At 33.7% G+C, this 20,262-nt stretch carries 27 protein-coding genes; 24 read left to right on the top strand and 3 right to left on the bottom strand.

All coding sequences use genetic code 11. The features are described 5' to 3' along the window. The first annotated feature begins 150 nt into the window (after positions 1-150). The 24 genes from AC1DKZ_RS16905 (at position 151) to AC1DKZ_RS16790 (ending at position 16,656) form a co-directional block, all read left to right on the top strand. The gene (locus AC1DKZ_RS16905) at positions 151-1,134 is read left to right on the top strand and encodes an RNA-binding protein (protein WP_476996689.1); all 984 of its coding nucleotides are present in this window, start codon (positions 151-153) and stop codon (positions 1,132-1,134) included. Positions 1,135-1,143: 9 nt separating this feature from the next. After that, positions 1,144-2,070, top strand: coding sequence for a hypothetical protein (locus AC1DKZ_RS16900; RefSeq protein WP_476996688.1), 927 nt, complete (start codon positions 1,144-1,146; stop codon positions 2,068-2,070). A gap of 226 nt (positions 2,071-2,296) precedes the next feature. After that, positions 2,297-2,584, top strand: coding sequence for a hypothetical protein (locus tag AC1DKZ_RS16895; protein ID WP_476996687.1), 288 nt, complete (start codon positions 2,297-2,299; stop codon positions 2,582-2,584). A gap of 425 nt (positions 2,585-3,009) precedes the next feature. Continuing rightward, positions 3,010-3,285: a hypothetical protein gene (locus AC1DKZ_RS16890; protein WP_476996686.1), complete on the top strand. Its 276-nt coding sequence runs from the start codon at positions 3,010-3,012 to the stop codon at positions 3,283-3,285. 14 nt (positions 3,286-3,299) lie between these two features. Next, entirely contained in the window at positions 3,300-3,524 is a 225-nt protein-coding gene (locus AC1DKZ_RS16885; protein WP_476996685.1) for a hypothetical protein, read from the top strand. Positions 3,525-3,785: 261 nt separating this feature from the next. Next, a complete protein-coding gene (locus AC1DKZ_RS16880; protein ID WP_476996684.1) occupies positions 3,786-4,070 on the top strand; it encodes a hypothetical protein in 285 nt (94 codons plus the stop codon). A gap of 67 nt (positions 4,071-4,137) precedes the next feature. Then, positions 4,138-4,389: a hypothetical protein gene (locus tag AC1DKZ_RS16875; RefSeq protein ID WP_476996683.1), complete on the top strand. Its 252-nt coding sequence runs from the start codon at positions 4,138-4,140 to the stop codon at positions 4,387-4,389. Between the two features lie 328 nt (positions 4,390-4,717). Next, positions 4,718-5,113: a hypothetical protein gene (locus AC1DKZ_RS16870; protein ID WP_476996682.1), complete on the top strand. Its 396-nt coding sequence runs from the start codon at positions 4,718-4,720 to the stop codon at positions 5,111-5,113. Positions 5,114-5,135: 22 nt separating this feature from the next. Then, positions 5,136-5,984 (top strand): Rad52/Rad22 family DNA repair protein, encoded by an 849-nt coding sequence (locus tag AC1DKZ_RS16865; RefSeq protein WP_476996681.1) that lies wholly within the window; start codon positions 5,136-5,138, stop codon positions 5,982-5,984. Between the two features lie 81 nt (positions 5,985-6,065). Next, entirely contained in the window at positions 6,066-7,178 is a 1,113-nt protein-coding gene (gene dnaN / locus AC1DKZ_RS16860) for a DNA polymerase III subunit beta (protein ID WP_476996680.1), read from the top strand. A 12-nt stretch (positions 7,179-7,190) separates the two neighbouring features. Beyond that, positions 7,191-7,520, top strand: coding sequence for a hypothetical protein (locus AC1DKZ_RS16855; protein WP_476996679.1), 330 nt, complete (start codon positions 7,191-7,193; stop codon positions 7,518-7,520). After that, positions 7,504-8,061, top strand: a complete 558-nt coding sequence (locus tag AC1DKZ_RS16850) for a hypothetical protein (RefSeq protein WP_476996678.1) — start codon at positions 7,504-7,506, stop codon at positions 8,059-8,061. The genes AC1DKZ_RS16855 and AC1DKZ_RS16850 overlap by 17 nt, the downstream gene beginning before the upstream one ends. Beyond that, entirely contained in the window at positions 8,058-8,870 is an 813-nt protein-coding gene (locus AC1DKZ_RS16845) for a hypothetical protein (RefSeq protein ID WP_476996677.1), read from the top strand. Before AC1DKZ_RS16850 ends, AC1DKZ_RS16845 begins: the two co-directional genes overlap by 4 nt. 29 nt (positions 8,871-8,899) lie before the next feature. Continuing rightward, positions 8,900-9,721, top strand: coding sequence for a hypothetical protein (locus AC1DKZ_RS16840; RefSeq protein WP_476996676.1), 822 nt, complete (start codon positions 8,900-8,902; stop codon positions 9,719-9,721). After that, entirely contained in the window at positions 9,699-10,343 is a 645-nt protein-coding gene (locus AC1DKZ_RS16835) for a hypothetical protein (RefSeq protein WP_476996675.1), read from the top strand. Before AC1DKZ_RS16840 ends, AC1DKZ_RS16835 begins: the two co-directional genes overlap by 23 nt. Positions 10,344-10,459: 116 nt before the next feature. After that, entirely contained in the window at positions 10,460-10,630 is a 171-nt protein-coding gene (locus AC1DKZ_RS16830; RefSeq protein WP_476996674.1) for a hypothetical protein, read from the top strand. A gap of 65 nt (positions 10,631-10,695) precedes the next feature. After that, on the top strand, positions 10,696-11,661 hold the full coding sequence (locus tag AC1DKZ_RS16825; protein WP_476996673.1) for a hypothetical protein: 966 nt from the start codon (positions 10,696-10,698) through the stop codon (positions 11,659-11,661). 51 nt (positions 11,662-11,712) lie between these two features. Further along, positions 11,713-12,114, top strand: coding sequence for a hypothetical protein (locus AC1DKZ_RS16820; protein WP_476996715.1), 402 nt, complete (start codon positions 11,713-11,715; stop codon positions 12,112-12,114). An 11-nt stretch (positions 12,115-12,125) separates the two neighbouring features. Then, entirely contained in the window at positions 12,126-12,974 is an 849-nt protein-coding gene (locus AC1DKZ_RS16815; protein ID WP_476996672.1) for a ThiF family adenylyltransferase, read from the top strand. Between the two features lie 19 nt (positions 12,975-12,993). Then, the gene (locus AC1DKZ_RS16810; protein WP_219375128.1) at positions 12,994-13,365 is read left to right on the top strand and encodes a hypothetical protein; all 372 of its coding nucleotides are present in this window, start codon (positions 12,994-12,996) and stop codon (positions 13,363-13,365) included. 21 nt (positions 13,366-13,386) lie between these two features. Next, positions 13,387-13,773: a nucleotidyltransferase domain-containing protein gene (locus AC1DKZ_RS16805; RefSeq protein WP_002166852.1), complete on the top strand. Its 387-nt coding sequence runs from the start codon at positions 13,387-13,389 to the stop codon at positions 13,771-13,773. Beyond that, positions 13,760-14,173, top strand: coding sequence for a HEPN domain-containing protein (locus AC1DKZ_RS16800; protein WP_476996671.1), 414 nt, complete (start codon positions 13,760-13,762; stop codon positions 14,171-14,173). Before AC1DKZ_RS16805 ends, AC1DKZ_RS16800 begins: the two co-directional genes overlap by 14 nt. Positions 14,174-14,255: 82 nt before the next feature. Next, positions 14,256-16,025: a phosphoadenosine phosphosulfate reductase domain-containing protein gene (locus AC1DKZ_RS16795; RefSeq protein WP_476996670.1), complete on the top strand. Its 1,770-nt coding sequence runs from the start codon at positions 14,256-14,258 to the stop codon at positions 16,023-16,025. A 118-nt stretch (positions 16,026-16,143) separates the two neighbouring features. After that, positions 16,144-16,656, top strand: coding sequence for a hypothetical protein (locus AC1DKZ_RS16790; protein ID WP_476996669.1), 513 nt, complete (start codon positions 16,144-16,146; stop codon positions 16,654-16,656). 165 nt (positions 16,657-16,821) lie between these two features. Here AC1DKZ_RS16790 and AC1DKZ_RS16785 read toward each other — a convergent pair whose 3' ends face one another. From AC1DKZ_RS16785 to AC1DKZ_RS16775, 3 genes are all read right to left on the bottom strand, one after another. Continuing rightward, complete coding sequence (locus tag AC1DKZ_RS16785) at positions 16,822-18,096, bottom strand: hypothetical protein (RefSeq protein WP_476996668.1); 1,275 nt, start codon at positions 18,094-18,096, stop codon at positions 16,822-16,824. Positions 18,097-18,123: 27 nt separating this feature from the next. After that, the gene (locus tag AC1DKZ_RS16780; RefSeq protein ID WP_476996667.1) at positions 18,124-19,107 is read right to left on the bottom strand and encodes a tyrosine-type recombinase/integrase; all 984 of its coding nucleotides are present in this window, start codon (positions 19,105-19,107) and stop codon (positions 18,124-18,126) included. 140 nt (positions 19,108-19,247) lie between these two features. After that, positions 19,248-19,391: a hypothetical protein gene (locus AC1DKZ_RS16775; protein WP_002139780.1), complete on the bottom strand. Its 144-nt coding sequence runs from the start codon at positions 19,389-19,391 to the stop codon at positions 19,248-19,250. Positions 19,392-20,262 lie beyond the last annotated feature (871 nt).

The following is a 20,262-nucleotide window of genomic DNA, read 5'->3' as shown; positions in this document are numbered from 1 at the left end:
ACCAAATAACACTTGCATAAATTTCCGAATACCATTATATTTTAATTAATAACTATATAAATAAACTATAACTTACGTGAAGGACACACCTTACGTACCATTCCAACGGTACAGGTGTGTCCTTTTTTACGTTCTAGGAGGAAAAATAGGATGACAGTAGAGAAAGAAACAACACACGTTGGAAAAGAACTAGGGATGGCTTTTGAACAAGAAATCACAGTAGGAGACACACAAGTAGAAACAAATTTTACTCAATTTGAGCGAGTACGTGAGCATGAATTAGAAGAGTTAGCTCGTATGAAACGCGAACGTATTATAGGTAAAGGCTTAATTACAGTCGTCTCTGAAAAGTTGTTCCCAACTAAAAATGGTAAATCAGAACGCATACCCGTACTTACGATGCAAATTGGTACCCATACAACTGCATACTGCCCAATTACAGAGGCAGGGATAACAATTCCTAAAAATCCTCAATGGCTAGTTGGTAGAACTAAACCTGTTATCATTGAGCATTTCCAAAAGACAGAGGAAGGGAATTTTGCCGTTGTATCAATCACAGCAGGAGAGCTCGCATTACAAAAAAGATTATATGATGAAGTAACCTCACAAGGTGGGAATAAAGTATACACAGGAACAGTTTCAGGTCATATTCCAACTGCACAAACCGTCCTGGTTGAAGTCCATGGTGTAACTATAGGCGTAAGGTACTCACATTGGTCATATTCATTTGTTCGTCCTGAGGATATTATTATAGGTGATGTTGTAGAGCTTATTATCGATAAAGTAGTAGAAAAGAACGGTCGATATGAATTTAGAGGGAATAAAAAGAAACTAGAAACAGATCCAATTGAAAAACTACTAGAGCTAAAAAAACGACGTGACCGTTTCGTAGGTAAAATTGTAGGTGTTGATGCGATTGCTGGTATCTTTGTAGAAGTTGCACCAGGTATTCAATTCAAAGGATTAAAAAGCCGCAATCTTGCCAATCCAACTGAACACGATGCAACTAACCAAACCATTGTTACATGCGAGCTGCTTAACATTGATCCGAAAAATAGAAAAGGAACTGTACGTATCTTGAATTATCCGCAGGGACAAAGTAAAAAATCTAATTCGCCAATTTACCAATTTTAATGAATGACTATGCGTACAATAGAGAATCAAATGTCTTCATATTTCCCTTCAATTCCACATTTAACAAGTGAGGATGCACAAGGACTTCAGGTATATCGAATACATAGTCTGGATAAAACCTATGTATTCCATTCCTATGACGAATTAGTTACGTTTAAGCAGCGTTTAACAGAAGAACAGCAGGTAATACTAACTTTTATTGGTATTCATACATCTGTTCGTTTTAATCATTTATTATATCTATTCAAGGATAAGTTTTCGCGTAAGAGAATTAATGATGCACTTCAAGTACTACTTTACTATCGTCTCATTGAAAAATGGCAAGTAGAGATTTTTGATATGGAAATTCTTGAGGAGGCATATACGTTATCCGATAATGGGTTTAAGATCTTAAAGTACTGGCAAGGAAATATGTTTTACTTTGCTCCGGAGCGCCTTGATAATCACGGCAAATACGTTCACTTACGTTATTGGCATGATATAGACTTACTCTGTCACCTGCGTTATGCTCCGTCCTTTATGGGGCATATTATGCATCCATCTATAAGTAAAGGGGTTTCTACCCCCCCTTTAAGTTTTGTAGTAAGCGGTGGAGAAGACCGTAAATTTAATTTTGTTGTATACTCCACCTTATTATCAGATACAAAGGAACGATTAAAGCGAATTATCGCTAGATGGAAGGCTTTTGTAGAGTCAGGGAAAGATGTTATTATGCAAGACTTAGGGAATAATCCTACAATCTTAGTTATTTATGTTTCTACTGAAAAACAGGCAAAACAAATTAATAATGAAATACTACTTGATTTAATCCATGGTAAAGTATTGCTTTGTATAGGAGAAACCTTACATTCACAAGGATTACAACATGCTTTTTATCAGCCTCTTGCAGAAGGGGAAATCAAACAATTAAATACGAAGCTATTCACCACAAACTAAGCCACCCTTGCAAGCTATTGCTTTCTTTTAAAGGGTGGCTTGTTTGTGTTCTGAAAAAAGTACGAAATATTCAAAAATAACGTGTGAAAATTAATTATCATGTATCTACCCCTATACAAAGTACGGATTTTACGAAATAATATTGTTTGATAGCTCTTTCATTAATAACGCTATATATAAATATGATTATTTTTAGGGAGAGAATATATTAGAAAGGAGTAATACATTGCTACGTATACAAAGAGGATTTATGTACGATCCAGATGATAATGAGGTAATTGTTAATGAAATTTTCTACGATGCTACATCAGAACAAAAGCTAGGAAGTAAAATGGGGGTGTTTGATGCGGTTAAACTACCTACTGCTATTTTTCAAAAGGTCCAAGAAAACGAAAGTATGTCCTACATGGAAAGTGTTGAAGTTGAAAAAGAAAACATGAAGGAAATACTTTGTTATTTAGACCAAAATCAAAAGCCAGAAAAACTATATTTTGAAATGCAGTACATGAAGTAACACCAAGAACTGAAAATAAGAGGGGATTTATAGCAGAAGAAACAGGGATATTATTATAGGATACATATAAAATCCCTTCTTATCTTCGTTCTATTAAAAACAATTGAATATTATATAAAAATAGATTAATATAAACGTATATTTATTGTTTAATTGATTCCGTTTATTCCCACACCTTTTTGTGTTGTGGTTGAGTTGTAGAAGCAAGTTGCGTCTTGTTTCATTTATGAAAGGGCTTCTTTGAGCCGATTATTGTATATAGCTTATTTTGCTATACACATTTTTAATCGACTTAAAGAAGCCCTTTTTGTATTGTCTTTAAGTTAGGAAATCCTTGTATTAGACCATTTAGGCTAATCAAACAATATGAGTGATTAAAGCACAATTTTAAGGTGCTTTTTTCTATATCGAAGGGGGAAATACAAATGAAATTTTATGAGGTTAGTTATGGATCAAAACTTGCTATAAAAATTATTGCAGCCAACAGTCCTTATGAAGCAGTAGGGTTTTATTTTATGGAAGCGCAAAGTGATTATGGTGAAGTGGAGAATGTTAATATTCAACGATTAGGTTTGCGAGAGCGAGTAAAGGTAGATTATGGACATATAGCAATCTATAAAACCGTAGAAGAAATTTACCATAGCCAAAAAAATGGAGATTTTCCATGCGTTATTGCAAATTTACTACCACAAATTCAATAGAGTAGGTGTATATTATGGATGTTGAAAAAGAATTAAAAGAGATTTCATATTGTAAACAACTTATGAGGGATATGTTCTCTTTATCAATTGAGGGAATTGAGTATTTAGGTAAAGGGACAGTGTATATGTATTTTGCAGTAGTTTCAGAGCATACATCGAATGTTTTCTACCGTATAGATAAAGATCTTGATACATTCAGGTTTGAAAAAGGCTCATGGATCTACGTCATTACACTGTAAAACATCGAATTTAGAGAATTTCTTATATTAGAAGAGGAAAGAAATTATAACCAAAACCAGGACTTTATCATATCCTACTTTTGTTAAAAATTTTTGAACTCTCCGTTTTTAAGAACAATTCATAAAAGGGACATAGTACAGTAGAGAAAGAATGGAATTCAACTAAAGTAAAATATGGGATTTATATATACGTAATGTACTTGTTGCAATGCTAAAAGCACAAGGAATTAGAGAACGTAAATCTGAGAGGAGTACTACAATATGATTACAGTTAACCGAGGATATATGTATGATCCAGATGATAATGAGGTCTTAATTACCGAAATTTATTATGAGGCTGCTACAGATACTAAATTAGGAAGTAAAATGGATAGCTTATCTTACGCATTTATTCCTAATGAAATTAAAGAAAAAATAGAAGCAGCTGCTTCATTATCCTATATGGAAAGCATTGAGATGTCTCAGCAATTAGCTGTCGTATATCAAAATGAAATTAACATGTATGGAAAACCTGGAAAATTGTACTTTGAGTTAAAGAATATATAAGAGGGAAAAAGACATTGGACGAATTTGTTCAATGTCTTTTTCATTAATCTGCAGAGGAGCATATATAATGAATGTTGTAACTGAAATTGAAACGAGTCTTTGGACAATTTGTGTAGGGGATGTTTTTAGCAATGGTCATATGCCGTACCATCTAAAAGTTGTAAAAATTGAAATGGAAGATATGACAAAACCAGACGATGCGAAGATATATAGTATACCTGTTCATCCTAAAAATCATAGAAGACGTATGAAGGTAATGGATGTATCAGAACATATTTCTTATAGAGCATGGTATTATAATGAGTTTTGGAGTAAATGATGTACTATCGATGAAAGAGTGTTACGGTCGTTTCACTCTTTTTTACTTGCATTCAAAATAAAGATAGTATAATATACAGATATATTTATTGTTTAATTGATTCCGTTTATTCCCACACCTTTTTGTGTTGTGGTTGAGTTGTAGAAGCAAGTTGCGTCTTGTTTCATTTTTGAAAGGGCTTCTTTGAGCCGATTAGTGTATATATAGCTTATTTTGCTATACACATTATTAATCGACTTGAAGAAGCCCTTTTTGTGTTGTCTCCAAGTTTGGATTTATTTTAAAACCAGCACTGTAGGCGATTATGTTATTACTTAGGGGGAACATCATGAAAATAATCATGGAAAAATCACAAGGATATTTACAAAACAATACTCATTTACATGGCATCATTGACGAAATTAAAGAACAAGCTAATCCATTATGGATCAGTTCTGTTGCAATGCTGCAAGCGCACAATCAAAATTTCAATACGAAAGCTACGACATTTAAGGATATTACCATTTCTGATTTAAGAGATTTGAAAGTAAGCTTAAGTCTCATTTATGCAGCCAGGAATATCAGTCATGCAAGTAAAGAAGAGTTGAATCAGCGCTTATCCATTCTATCAGGAAAAAATATTACTTCCTATGAAGAGTGGCTGCTTCATGAAAACAGAGGAATTATATGTGAAATGATTGATGAATTTCGAAAGAAAGAGTGGATACACCCAGATTCGAAATAACAATTAATACAGGAGGATTATTATGACGAATATAATGGAAAGTTTACAAGCCGAATTTCCATTCGAACAATTAGGATGGAAAATTACACATGCATTCGAAAGCCAAGGGCGTTTTTTCGCGTATGTAGCTCCATTTGTTGACGCTCGCGCCATTCAGGACCGATTTGATGAAGTCTTTGGTATCGATAAATGGCAAGTGTCTTATGAAAAATGGGGTGAGAACGCAACGAAGTGTACCATCTCAGTGTTTTTGAATGAACGCTGGATATCAAAAGAGGATGGAAGTGAAGAGTCTGACTACAGTTCTGTAAAAGGCGGCTTTTCGAATAGTTTAAAAAGAGCTGCTGTACTTTGGGGTGTAGGAAGATATATCTACAATATAAAACCTTGTAAAGTAGAACTTACTACACGTAGTAATGGTCCAAATAGTATCTATGTTTCTTATCAAAAGAAAGGATATTATTTCACACCGCCTACTATGCTACAACTAAAGAATAAACAAGGAAGTTCACAGAAGGAACAATCAAACAGCCAAGCAAACCTAGAATTTTTAATTCAAGAAATGCAAAAGCTAGCCAAACCATTAGGAATCACATCTAAGGATATTCTGCGTGCTTATAATTATAATCATAATGCACAAGCAAAAACATTCGAGGATACAACGACTGGTGGATTAGAGGACATTATAACTCGTTTACGGTTGGTTCATGAGGCGATAGATATTAGTCATGGGAATGAGGAACAGCTTAATCGCTGGTTATCTACCTATATACCTGGCGATATCACGTCTTTTAGAGAATGGTTACTTCATAATCATGCAGAATCCATTCATCAACTTATAGAACAGTTAAAAAAACAACAAAGCGCGTAAAGCTTTGTTTTATAGCAGGGAAACGAATGAACAGGATATGAGGTCTGTTCTTTTTTTATTACATTTTTGGAGGGAAACATTATGAAATTTACTATTAACCGTACTTTATTTATTGAAAAATTAGAGAAAGCTAGTGCTACTGTAAACGTTAAAAACCCAATGCCAGCATTACAAGGTGTTTTATTAGATTGTAACCAACAGGGAATGATTCTAATGGGTTCAGACGGTACAGAAACAGTGACATTAGTAACTCGCTTTAATGTAAACAGTGGGGATTGTACTGAACCGGGGAAAGTGCTTTTTTCAGCTGCTCCGGTCCTTAAAACGATTAAGAAATTCAAGAGTGAATTCATTGGTTTAGAACATAAAAACAACGAGCTGAAAATTGTAGAAAGTATGAAGAAACAGTTTAGCTTTTGTACCATGGATCATGAAGAATATCCTGAAATCAAAATTGAAGCAGGGGAAGACTGGATTTCACTTTCGCAAGAACAATTTGTATCAATGGCCAATGGAACATTACATGCTATTCCTGCAATGGATACACGTAAGATCCTAACCGGTGTGAACTTAAAATCAGTAGATGATAAGTTCTTTAGTACAGCAACTGATGCTCACCGTTTGGCCCGTTTACATTTTGATTGTACAAAGATCACTATCGCAAAAGATGGTGAAGTCGTGTTACCAATTAAGTCTCTTAAAACAGCTCTTAAGCTCTTTAATCGTGAAACAAATTTACATTTAAAGCTCATTAGTGATACACAGCTGTTAATACGTGGCGAAAGTATTATCTATCAGTCTAGATTACTAGCTGGTACATATCCTGATACGGCACGTATGGTACCCGACCAGTTCAAAAGTGAAATACAACTATCACGTGAAGAATTTAAAAACACGTTGGAACAGCTTTCTGCCTTTTCTTCACTAATCGTGCTTGCGTCAGAAGGAAAGGAAAGCATTCACCTTAAACCACAAAATTCTCAAGTAGGTACTGCAAGTGTAGAAATTCCATGTAATCAAGTAGAGGCATTTACATTTGCTTGTAATGTGGAATATCTGCTGCAAGCATTACAAACGATATCTTCTGAAACAATCGCGATAAAAATGATTAGTAATCAGAGACCTATCGTGGTAGTGGGAGCAGAGGATACAACTCACTCTAATCTGCAGTTAATTCTACCGGTTCGTGTGTAAGGGGGAAGCAAAATGAGTATGAATAACAGTGACTTCTTTGACTTATTACAGTCAAAAGAAGTCCTTCATAATAATCAAGAACTTCGTCAATCTTTTGAATCGATTATAAATGGATTTATTGCGAACGAAATTCCTGATTTAGAAAACATACCATTAGAACATATAGATGAATTTGAAAAGCAATTTGAGCAGCTACGACATTATGTCACGTTTTATAGTGGTAATTCATTTCGGATAAGTGGCCCAGATTGTGTATTAAAGGAAATGCTACATTTACATCTTTTCGCTGAACAACTAGAAGATGTAGAAAAGCAGGGGTTAGAAGATGAGATATTTATTTAATCAGGGAAATGAGATGAAAGTATACATTCGGATGCTACGCATACAAAAATTAATTCGCAAATATAACATCCCATTCTTAATCAATATCAATGATTTTCACAGGGACAGGTTGCATATAACAAGTGAACTATTATTCGAGTCGCTTGCGCGTTTTAACGAGCAAACACGTATATTTTGTCACTTTGCCTTCGGAACTGAAGAAGACCTGTTAGATGGGACGTTATTTAGCTCAGAAGACATGTATTCAAATTTCGCTTCGGATATTAGTTCTATGGCTGCGGAAGGATGTTACTTCGACACAGCTGGTTACTATCTATGTATAGGATCGAAACATATAACACAATCCGATTTTCAATTCGTGTTCCATGAATTTTCGTTTAACACCTATCAAAGTGAAGCGTATCCCAGTCATATTTTGATTGAATTTCTAGAGGATGGTTATGAACAGTACTCATTTGATGAATGGGTACTTTCTTATTATGAAATTATAATCCGTCTTGCGGCAATGATCCGAGAAAAGACGAAGGGGAACCAGGTATGAAATTATTATTTACATACAATCAGCAGAAAGTAAGAAAGTATCTACTTTCGTTAAAAATACAAAAAAATGATCACTTACTGCATGAATTACTTGCAGATAAGAAACATCATGAAGAAATTTACATATTAGATTGCTTAGAGAACTATAGAAAAATAGACTTCAGTAAAATTTCAGAACGCTCCATTCATCATGTAATGGCTGCTGTCTCCTATTTAGAAGAAGACTCAAATTTTTCAAATGAATTAATTGATTCACAATTACTACTAGAAATTATTATGATTGTGCAAAATTCATTAGATATTGACCTTTCTTGCTTCTATTCATCGCAACTATATATTTTAGAACTTTTTATGCGTAAATATAGACTAGGAATTCCCGTATCTGATTATTTTCCAACATATTTAGAACGAGATAATTTCGAAGAACACGATTGTGAGGATTCATTTAAAAGCTGGGGTGATGACTTAATTCAGGATATGAAATTACGTCACGAAGAAGTAGATAACGACGATAAGAATGACCTTATCAAATATTCGAATCTATTTCATATTTCCATGGATGAATTAAACGACATTGTCAAGAATTCATGGAGTACCATTGGTGAGATATTTTCCAATATCAAGATAACGGATCAAAGTTTTTTTCATTCTATCCAAAGTCGTTTTGATATTCGTATGCTTTATCAAGCTGATGAGGAGAAACTTTTCCTTTTCTATGACGATGATACATACTTTCCAGCAATCAAACGAATTGAAATGATACTTTGTATCTTTGAAGAAATTCAAATGGTTAGTAAGAGGAATGTATAAATAAAGAACCCTTTAGAGGTGATATTGTAGTGCGAAAATTATTTGGTTTGGAAACGCATATGTCAGTTCCGTACTATTTGCTATGGATTAAGTTAAATAAAACTTATAGCATCGTAAATCTGGAACAAATTAAACAAAGATACCAAGAGGAAATATATATATTAGAAAGCCTTTCTAAAGATATAGAGATAGATTTCAACAAAATCTCTCATGAGGCAATCGGTAAAATCCTAACTTGTGTGGACTTTTTAGATGCAAATCAAACATTAAGTTGGGAGGACGTAGAATCCACAGATACGATTGTTATCTTCTTACTTTCTATGAACCTGTTACACATAAATCTATCTTGCTTTTATCCGTGTCAATTTCATTACTTACATTACTTTAAAAGAATGCATTCGCTTTCGATTAATGTAACACAGTATTCTCCCGTGTACTTAGAGCAAGAGAATATTTATGAATTAGACCATGAAGAAGGATTTGTGGAATTAGGGACGGACATGATCGAAGAGATGGGCTTAGAAGCTTTTCCTATTGAAGAAGAAGAGTATAAAACGCTCTCTACACTATTCGACATACCATTAAAGGAAGTACAGAAAGTAGCAGAGGACACATGGGGTGCTATAGCTGAAACAATAGAAGGCATATCACCAAAACATAAAGAAAAAATTTCTAAATTAATAGATTGTTATCCAGTAAAGTATTCTTACCAAATTGATGAAGAATCTCTTTATCTCTATTATGGCGAGGAACCATTATACGGACCATATAAATTTGAGATGTTACTAGATTTATTGGAAACAATCTATACGCAGGGGGAACCAACACATGAAGACAGTAGCAATATTTGATGCTTTAGAGCCAAAAGGAATTGTAACCATTCAACAATTTAACAATGAATTATCGCGTGGTGAAACTGCCGTTACTTTTAAGGACTTTTATTTAGCTTTAAAAGAAGTGATGGAGCAAGGTACCCAAGATAATACCCATTACTCTAGTGGTGTACTCCCAAAAGGGTGTGTAAAACACGAGGTGTTATCTAAGAGTGGTGATAAACAAGCTGTTTGGATTGAAGTACCAAAGGCTCAGTGGGATATTCAATTTTTTGAACGACCGTTTCAACAAGTAGGCTTTCCACGTCTATTATTCCGTTATACGGTGTATCAAAAACGAGTTACAAATATCTCTGTCTTTGCTGTAAAAGAAGACATGGAGTTAGAAGAAGGAATGAAGTTATACCAATTTCCTTATTCTAATGTTCATGCTAGTGGATCTGTATGTACGGGTAGAGTTATGATTCCTAAATTCCGGACTTTAAAAGATTTAGAAACATTTCATGTTTTATTCTTTGCAAGTTCATTCAACCATGACCTTACAAACACTCATACGGAACCAGTAGGAGAGTTATTTAAACGATTTGAAAACCAAAGTTTTGATGATTCTATTTTAATAGAATCGGAAATGACTTTTTAATTAGCGCTCTTTAGAGTGATTGGTTATTAGAAGTTGGGGAGTACTTATTAAGAATAATAATTTTGTTGGAGTTTAGGTTATAAACATTAGATCCAACATGCTAAGGAGGAAATACGGTGTATTTAGATTATGAAACACGATTGAGAATTGAGAGAGAAAGACAACGAATTATTGAGTTTTTAAACGAGAAGGGTATTACACAAAATTCAGATGGCAAAAGAGTCAATGATTTACCGCTTTGGCCATTAACTTTAATGGAAAATAAGTTACTGGTAGACAGTAATTAGGTAAATCCAATTTCTGAAAATAGCAGGACTATATATAAGCAAACATACTAGGAGGATTTTTTATTATGACAAACTTATTCGATTTTTTTGATATGGAAAAACAAGTAGAGGAAACAACAGTACCAGTGAAAAAAACTGCTTCAGAGCAAGCCACTGTTAAAAAAGAAGAAAAAAAGGAACAAGCAAAGAATAAGACAAAAACGAGTAAGAAACCTAAGGCTTCAAAAGCTACAGATTGTCTAGAAAAAATCAATACAACAACGGTTGTTCGTCACGTAGTATTTGGAGATATACCGTTAGTAGATTGGTTTACAGAAGAGGAAATCACACATGGAATTGCTGTTCAAAATGGAGATTCCACAGATGTAAGAAAAATAGAGGCAGAGGACATTCGCGTGAAATTAGAGCAACGTTATCCTTCGTTCGTTAAAGACTTAACAGTCATTAAACATCACGAAGATACAAATGCACTAATTCCGATTTTAACTGTCGGCGCAAAAGGAGCAAGTACTGTAGAGGGACAATCCATTTCAGATTGTCCTTTTTCTTTTCTAAGTACTTGGCGTGATCACTTTTTACCTGGGGATTTTATTCCGAGGACTCTATTAATGGACTTTATTATTATTGCACAGTCCATTTCTCGTAAATGTGATTGCGAATTGCATGCTGATATCTATTTCAATAAAGAGCGTGGTTATTTTATGGATTTTCCACCACAGCAGGTAGCAACTGAAATTGTAATTCCAGAAACGAATATAGAGATGCAGTCTATCGCTATGAAAGTAATGGAGATACACAGTCATCATCGTTTTCCTGCTGAACCAAGTGATTTAGATGATCAAAGTGAACGGGCTCCTATTCTTTATGCAATAATCGGCAGAATAGAGGATGTTTTCCCTGAACTGCGTGTACGCACTTGTATCGATGGGGAATTTCATTCTATTAACCCTAACTTTATATTTGCAGGAGAATATGCAACGAAAGGGATAAGCCAAAATTACGATTTAAGCGGGATTACACTTTTAAAATAAATACACAGGGGGGCGTAAAGGAGACATATTTTCATGTCTCCTTCTTTTATTATGACAACATTAAAAACAATTCACGTATCGATGTTTACAAAGATAAAACATTTCATGTTACTTCTTACAAAGAGTGAACGAGTAGTAGAGGAAACACATCATGACTATGAGCTATTTCAATTTATGTGCAAGTTAGAGATGAATCACATATATGAAGCATTAGAAGGACAGGGGAAAGATACCCATATTGATTTAAACGCGCATCAAGTATATGTACATACACTTATTGAGCAGGTGAATTTACTTCAATATGCTGTATCCATTGTGCAAGAGAAAGGAGTCGTTCATGCTGCATCGATACTATTGATGCATTCATTTGACTTGTATACCGTGCATAGGATTACAAATTTATCAATTCCATTTCTACGAAATTTAGAGAATACACAATCAAAAGAAAATTAGGGGGATATAAAATGAGTATTGTTATTGATATTGCAGAAGGAAAGAAGATTGTACCGCATATTGTATTAGTAGGTGCTGGAGGAAACGGAGGCTTAATTTTACAACATATTGCTCAAATGATGAGTATTTTCCAATTAGATGGAGAAATTGTAGTTGCAGATCCAGACATAATTGAAACCAAGAACCTTGGAAATCAACTCTTTATTCGACCTGATGTTGGTAAATACAAAGCGGAGGTACTGGCTCGTCGATATAAAGCTGGCTATAACGTTCCTATCTCTTCCTATACGTCACAGTACATAGAAGACATAGAAACAATGCAGCAGTTGTTTGGTAATAAATACGATTTATTAAAAAAACAACATAAAGACGACTTTTTGTATCTGCCAATTGTGATTGGAGCAGTAGATAATATGTTTTCTCGTGAGGTCTTTCATCAATTCTTCCATCAATCGGATAATCTTATTTACATCGATGTAGGGAATACAGCTGTAACCGTTCCTGATAATTGGAGAGAAGTAGATAAAAGACATTGGACATCTCAACAAATAGCGGATTATAAAAGTAGTGGTTATAACGGTCAAGCAGTATGTGGGATTAAACTGAATGGCGAAATTATTCTTTCTCCGCTTGGAGACTTATTTCCAGATGCTTTTACGAAAAAGGAAACGGCTCCAAGTCAATTAAGTTGTTCCGAATTAGCTGCTTCAGAACCACAGCGCGTAATTACAAATAAGTTCGCTGCCATGACTGTTGCACAATTCGTCAACGAACTCTTTGATGAAGGTACCGTATCGAATCACTATATCATCTTCCAAGCTCAAAAGGCTTTTATGAAAGCTGCACCGATTGAGGAGTAGTGATATAGGAGGGGACAAAATGAGAGTGTATCAATTAGATTCCACCCAATTACAACGTACATTAGCACCGACAAACATGTGTAATGGTGTTCTACAATACTACCAATATAAACAGTATACCGTTGTATCTGTACTGGATTTATCAAAGCATGATTCCGAAATAATACCATTGCTTCTGGCTTGTTTAGCAGAGGCTTTGATTCATTTCAATCCGGATTCTTTTTTAGCTAAGGACGAATCTAGCCTCTTATATTGGTGTAGAAAGAACTTCAAAGGATTTCATAGTATCTCTGATGATGGATTCTTACAAGATTTCAAACAGGTATACGAATGTTATCAAGCATTACAGAACGTTGGAAAACAAGAGAGAAGTATAAAAATAAAGATGTAATAGCTAGGAGGAGAGAAACGCATGTATAATGTAATCAAACGTCAATATAATTCAATTATCCAAGAGGTGATTCGGATTAACGAAGAAGTACAACGGGAACTGGACCTATTAGTACAAAAAATTCGTGAAACCGTGTCTTCTGTCCAAAAAATCATCCTTTTTGGCTCTCATGCCTATGGCACACCAAATGAAGACAGTGATTTTGATCTTTGTATTGTTGTGGAAGGTGTAGGAGCAAGAAAAAGGGAAGTCATTAATCGTATCAATTGGGGTATTTACGATGTAATGGAAACACCAGTTGATATTTTAGTGTATGGACCTGAAGAGTTTCAAGAACGTGCTAACCGCAATGTAACCATGGAGCATAAAATTGCACAAGATGGGAAGATCCTATATGAAAAATACTGAGGATCTAAAAGAGTGGGTATTTATCGCAAAATCTGATTTAGATTCTGCTAGTTACTTAACTCACATGAAACCTTTCCCTACCGCAATTATTTGCTATCATAGTCAACAATGTGTGGAGAAACTTCTAAAAGGATTTCTTGCACTAAACGGTAGAACAGTCCCTAAAACTCATAACCTTTTAATGCTGCACAAATCGTGTCGCAAATTAGATGAGAAATTCTCATTGATTTTAGATCAGTGCGTGCAGCTGAATGGTTATGCTACAGACATTCGTTATCCGTATTTTGAAGCACTTACTGTTCAAGATGGATTAATGGCTATACAACATGCTCAAAAAGTAATGAGTTTTTATAAGGAAACGCTAAATAAGCTGAATATACATGAAATCGTAATTGATTAAAATAGAGGATATACATAAGAGAGAGTGCCTATACAAAAGGACTCTCTCTTTTTCTATCTAAAAAAGAGGAGCTAACAATATAATGACAGACATTTATACACAAATTAAAGAAGAAATGAAGAAAGTCTATTTATCACGTAATTGTTGTTTTGTAGGTTACAGCGGAGGAAAAGATAGTTCTGCTATGTTGACATTACTCTGGGATGCAATTGCAGAACTGCCAAAAGAAGAGCGTACAAAACCAATTCATATCCTAACTTCAGAAGTAGAGGTAGAAACACCAGCTATGACTGCATATATCTCACGTACATTACAAAAGATACAAGAAAATGCAGAAAAACAAAATCTTCCGTTCGTTGTTCATAGTGTACAACCATCAATGAAAGAATCATATTGGTATAAAGTGATAGGTAGAGGGGTTCTTCCACCAAGTGGTAATAGTAGATTGAGATGGTGCACTGATTCGCTCAAAGTAAAACCTATGCAGCGAAAAATGAAAGAAATATTAATAGAATCTCAAACTACAAATCTAGTAGAATGCTTTGATGCGTATGATGGTGTGCTCATGCTCGCCGTTCGTAATGAAGAGAGCGCTCGAAGAAGACACAGTATCCAAAAACATGAGATAAGTAATGATTCCTTATTTTCACGTCATAATGACATGAAAAATATTCTCTGCTTTAATCCGGTCAAATTTTTAACTGGTGATGAAGTCTGGATGCTACTTTTAGATAGAGGGATTCTGCCTTTTGGTGTAGATGTGGAAGAAATGAGTATACAGTATGGACAGGCTATGTTTGAATGCGGCATAAAAACAGGTGGAAAGCAGCAAGGAAATGCTTGTGGAGCTGCAAATTCACGTAGTGGATGCTGGACGTGCCTGATGATGAATGGTGAGGACAAAATGCTAACCCAGCTAATAAGCGAGGGGTATACGGACTATGCTTATCTACAATCATGGAAAAGCTTCTTACGGTCCATTAGAAATGATATTCGCTACCGTAATGTTATGAATAGACGTAGTCTGCAAACGCTCCTTAGAAATGAAAATAAAGGTGATTCAGACTTATTTTCCATTCATAATAGTATTGAAAATAATTATATTATGTTTGATCGTACAGAAATGGGAGACTATGCACCAGGAGGACTTACTGTAGAAGGTAGAAGAATTCTTTTAGAATACCTACTTTATACACAACAACAAATGAATACGAGTCTTATATCTGAAGAAGAAATTGAGGCAGTATTACAAGGTTGGTATGACACCGATGGGATTAGAGTATATCGAGATGAATTGGAGCCAATACATCACGCATGTCTTGGTGAACTTGTGTTCAAGCCCGATTGTACAATAAATGAAGAAAAGACGACTTCTCCATTCCCTGTATTTTTTGTGGAGACAGATATTCATTTAGGGAAGCAAGATTTATTTCGTTGGATAAATGAAAGACAAAGAATTACGCAGCGTAGTTTTTTCTTTTTCCCTTCAAATTATTCAAGTGATTCTGCAAAACTAACATGGAATAAACTAACCTTTGTTGTATCTAGAATGGACATAACTAATGCAAGGGATGCAGAACGTGTAGCACGAACTTGGTTAGGTATGGACATGTACCATGGAAAGACAGAGAAACAACAGAAACAGCTGCTTATTCAACTCTTAATTCAAGCTATGCAGGACAAGCCACTGTTTGAAAAAGAAGAATCTAGTACGAAACTTTTGTATACTGCAGAGTTTACAAATAGACTTTCTAGATTACTAGAAACAGAGGAACTACTATCTGAGGAGACAAACCATCTATTTGCAAAAATACTTAAAAATTTAGCTAACGAGACGTTTCTGATAGCATAATATAAGTAATAGATATATTTAAAGAGAGTGCCTTTACAATAGGTACTTTCTTTATTTCAACAGTAAGAGGACACATTATATCAAGTAATATAGAGAGAATATAGGGGGATGATCCATTATGCGCCTATACATATTGGAAATTAATTTTGCACACAAAATAAGCTTCCTTCATGCGACATCTACAAGTGAAGCCATCAAAAGATTTCAGAGGATATATATACAATATGCAGAACAAGTACCTTCTCATATTAGAGAAGTACATGCGAATGAAAAAGTCATTATGGATACCAGGACCGGTGAAGTACATTGTATAGGAGACAATATCATACTAAAAAAATGCTTAGATAATCTTATGCACATACATACCCCGATTAATTGGGTTCCTTCACTTGAAGTTCATCAAAATACTATACAAGAACCAGTTTCATTTATAATAGATATAACATGTCTCAATGGAGACGATCCTCAATATAATGAGGTTGGAATTGATACGTGGGAAAATATTCTTGAGGTATCATTACATGAGTCTGAGGGATTTTGGAATGCTCTAAAAGGATTTCTGCAAATTGAGATGTTTTCTATTTTCGAATTAGAACAATTACTAAAAGTAAACGGGAAGAGGCGATCATAATGGAATTTAAAGAGCTTATTAAATACATAGAAGAGAATAAAGAAGAACATTTTAATGAAATAATTATTAAATCCGAAAAGAAGGATAAGGAATAGTTGATGTAGATAAAAAATACCTTCCTTTATTAAAAAGGAAGGTATTTTATTTATAAGAGACTAACTCATTTCACTCCTCATTAGATAACAAGCTTCTTCGGTATTTTAATTCGTTAGGTATATTCTTATTTATTAAGCATTTATTCTCTAGACAATCAAAGTATAATGCTATCTGAACTAATGCATAATGCTCAAAGTCACTTTGGGCACCTTGGAATGTGACATACTTTTCTAGAAATGTATGTGCGCCTTTTAACTGTGTATACGCCCATTCTTTATCATTGTAACCTGTATCATAAGATAAATAGTAAATCTTCTCCAAGTTATAGCTGTATTTTCTTCTTTCGGCACTTCTGCTATTAAGTGAATGTAATTCAATATATAGAGAGGTTTCTAGGTTTTCTTTAGCATATATTAATCCATTATTTTCGAATCCTTCATAACTCATATTCTGCATACTATTATGTTCAAAATTTATTGCATATTTTAATGCGTTCAGATACAAATTCATTTTATGTTGGTTTTCAAGGTTAGATAGTTTTAGTTCGAATAATTTAATAATGTAATCAAAGGAATAAATTCTTTCTGAACCAAACCGATTATTAAGCTCTTTATCTAGATTTTTTAGATACTCAATATAAGTATTAAATTCGCTTTCTTGTTTAATAGTGTTCTGTTTAAAGCCAGCAATAATATCTTTTTGGTATTGATCAATTTCATCCGTTATTTCTTTAACAAATTCTACACGTGTTCTTACATATTCAAATATCTGTGAAATATATATCTTAACCCTTTTGAATGAATCCTCATCTTTATTTGTATAAACCACCGCATAAATATCACAATTATCATCGTAACTTGTTAATTCATTACTCCACATTACAAATGGACTACATTCAAATTTATTATCTTGATACCTTTTGTGTCTACTTGTTTCTACTGGATGAACTGAGCACAAAGAACGTATGTATTCAAAATATCTTTCATCCGTACCTAGCTCGTCTCTACCTAGTTGATTAAAAATATTTGATGAGGTTTTTATTTTTTCATCCGGCACATCAAAAAGTTTTGCTAATTGTTTTATACAATCCACAACCACAGATGCATTATTTAAAAAATCGTAGAAATCAAATGCACTTCTAGAATATTTACCTGTATTTAATTTAAGTCCATTTAAATAATCAACAGTATCATCAAGTCTATCCATAATAGCGCATATTTTATCCCACGCCCGGTGTTCACCATCTTTTTTATTTATGGTTATGTTTTGTTGCTCATTTACTTTATCTCTTAATATTTCAAGAATTGTAGGATCAAGACTTATTTGAAATACTTCTTTTGTCATCTTAATCTCCTTTCTTTAATTGCATTTTCAGATGTTAATTATTCTGTTTAGGATGTACAATTTTGTTTCTAAATACTGATAGAATCTTTTTAGGGATATCTTAGTTTTGAATCCCATTCTACTTACCAATTCATCTTCATTTATTCCTTGTTTAATAAGACAGAGAATAAATGTGTTCCTCATCTGCTGTGCAGAAATACGCCTGTTTATCCCAGCACGTTTAACTTCCAGCCGTATCATCTTTTGTACAGCAACCTCAGACAAAGCCTTTGGAGCATCATTTTCGTACACCCATCGATACGTCCCCCTATTAAAATCAAATGCAATGAACAAAGGATTATCTGTATATTGTCGAGGCCTTACTGGTTCCGGAATCGTTTTATAATATTTATATAGTTGTTTTGTATCCTCTCCCGTTAAAGAGATAGATCTAGTCATACCATTTTCCCCTGGGACAATTAAACTATTTCTAGCAAACTGTATATGGCTCATATTTAGCGATACAAGCTCTTGTAAAGATAAACCGTAGTTTACTATTAAATTGATTATACAAGCGTTTCTATCCATAATTAAGAAGCGATACTTTGCTTGTCTTTCTGTTAACCCCTTTGATGATAGTACAATTTGTTTTAAATGCCTTTCTTCCTCTTCAGTAATAAAATCACTATCACTTAGTGATTGATCCGGAATTAAGGAAAGGTGAATACCATTTAATGGGCTAACTATTCCTAAAAATACATGTAACTTCTTTAAAACCACCCATATTCTGTGCCTTGTTTTCTGCGAATATTTCCGCTTATTTTCTAACTCCGAAAAATATGTTTGATAATCTTCTCCAGATAGTTCATGCCATGATTTGATATGTGAAAGTATCTCATTTACTTCTAACCATCTATGAAAATCCTTAATATCGTATGAATAACGTTGGATCGTAGAGTGTTTTCGACCTTTTTCTGTTAAATAAGCAGAAAAAGCTTCTAATGTTTCTTCTAAGCTAATTGCCTCATTCATTATAATCACCTAATTTCTTTGGGTATATTATAACAGAAAATAGGTGAAAGACCTGCTACCGCCCTCTGCTACGCACGGTTGCTGGCATATCAAAAACGCAAACGGACAAACAACCCTTTGCATTTTTGATATGTTGATTATTATTTACAAAGCCAAATGAATAAGGCTATCATAATACTCCAAAAAGGGAGTACAAATAATAATCCCCAAAAAAACCCTTTAAAAAATCTAATTTCGTTATATTCATTCATTGCTATATTAGTTGTATTCTTTAGTACGACCATGTTTAATCCTCCTATTATTAATTGATTATAAAATGAAAAAAGGACAAACCTCGTCCTGGTAGGGATACGTAGGTTTGTCCTTTTGTATGTGGGTAATGATATGTTTAATTACCATTATTATAACTGAATTAATAAATATTTTCAATTAGGTCTGATATCTTATTAACAATAATACTAGTAATAATAAAATCTATTATAAATATATATCTTATATATTAAAAAGAAATAAAGATAAGACTTTTATAGGTTATCAAAAATAGTGAAATGACTTAGTCCCACAAGGCGAAATTTGATGTAAGAACGTAAAAAATCATAAATAGCAGAAAATGTATTCGTAGATTCAATGATTATTAGACTTTCAATTCTACAAAAAAGCAGAAAGAAAATTATATTTTTCTACATGAAATCAGAAAGAAAATGATACAAATCACATTATATTTATTCAACCATGTAAATAGGGCTTATTTTCTTTATTTTGGTAAATGGAGCAGTGTTTAGCGTCCAATTATCCACAATTTGTTCAGATAATGTAGCTATTTGTTAACATTACTCAGTATTTACACATAACTCACATTATTATTGATGATTTTTATTAGATAAATGCAACGACACTAGTATTTTCAAGGGTATTGGGGAAATATTATTCACATTTGATCATATTTGTCCTCATATCCACTATTTTTATAAATATCTTTCTGATTTTTTGTAGATATAAAATCGGATGTTTTACTACACGTGAAGAATATTCAATATGTAGTGTGGAGATTCTTCTATAGGTAGAAGAGGATTTGTATAGAAATGTATAAAAAAAGACTCCATTTTACATGAAGTTCTTCTGATTTGGTATTTATAAATAGAGTAGTAGAAAAGG

It is taken from the genome of Bacillus sp. 05T21, assembly GCF_056396785.1.
Note: the sequence above shows the minus strand (reverse complement) of the source record. Positions and strands in the feature narration are given on the sequence as shown.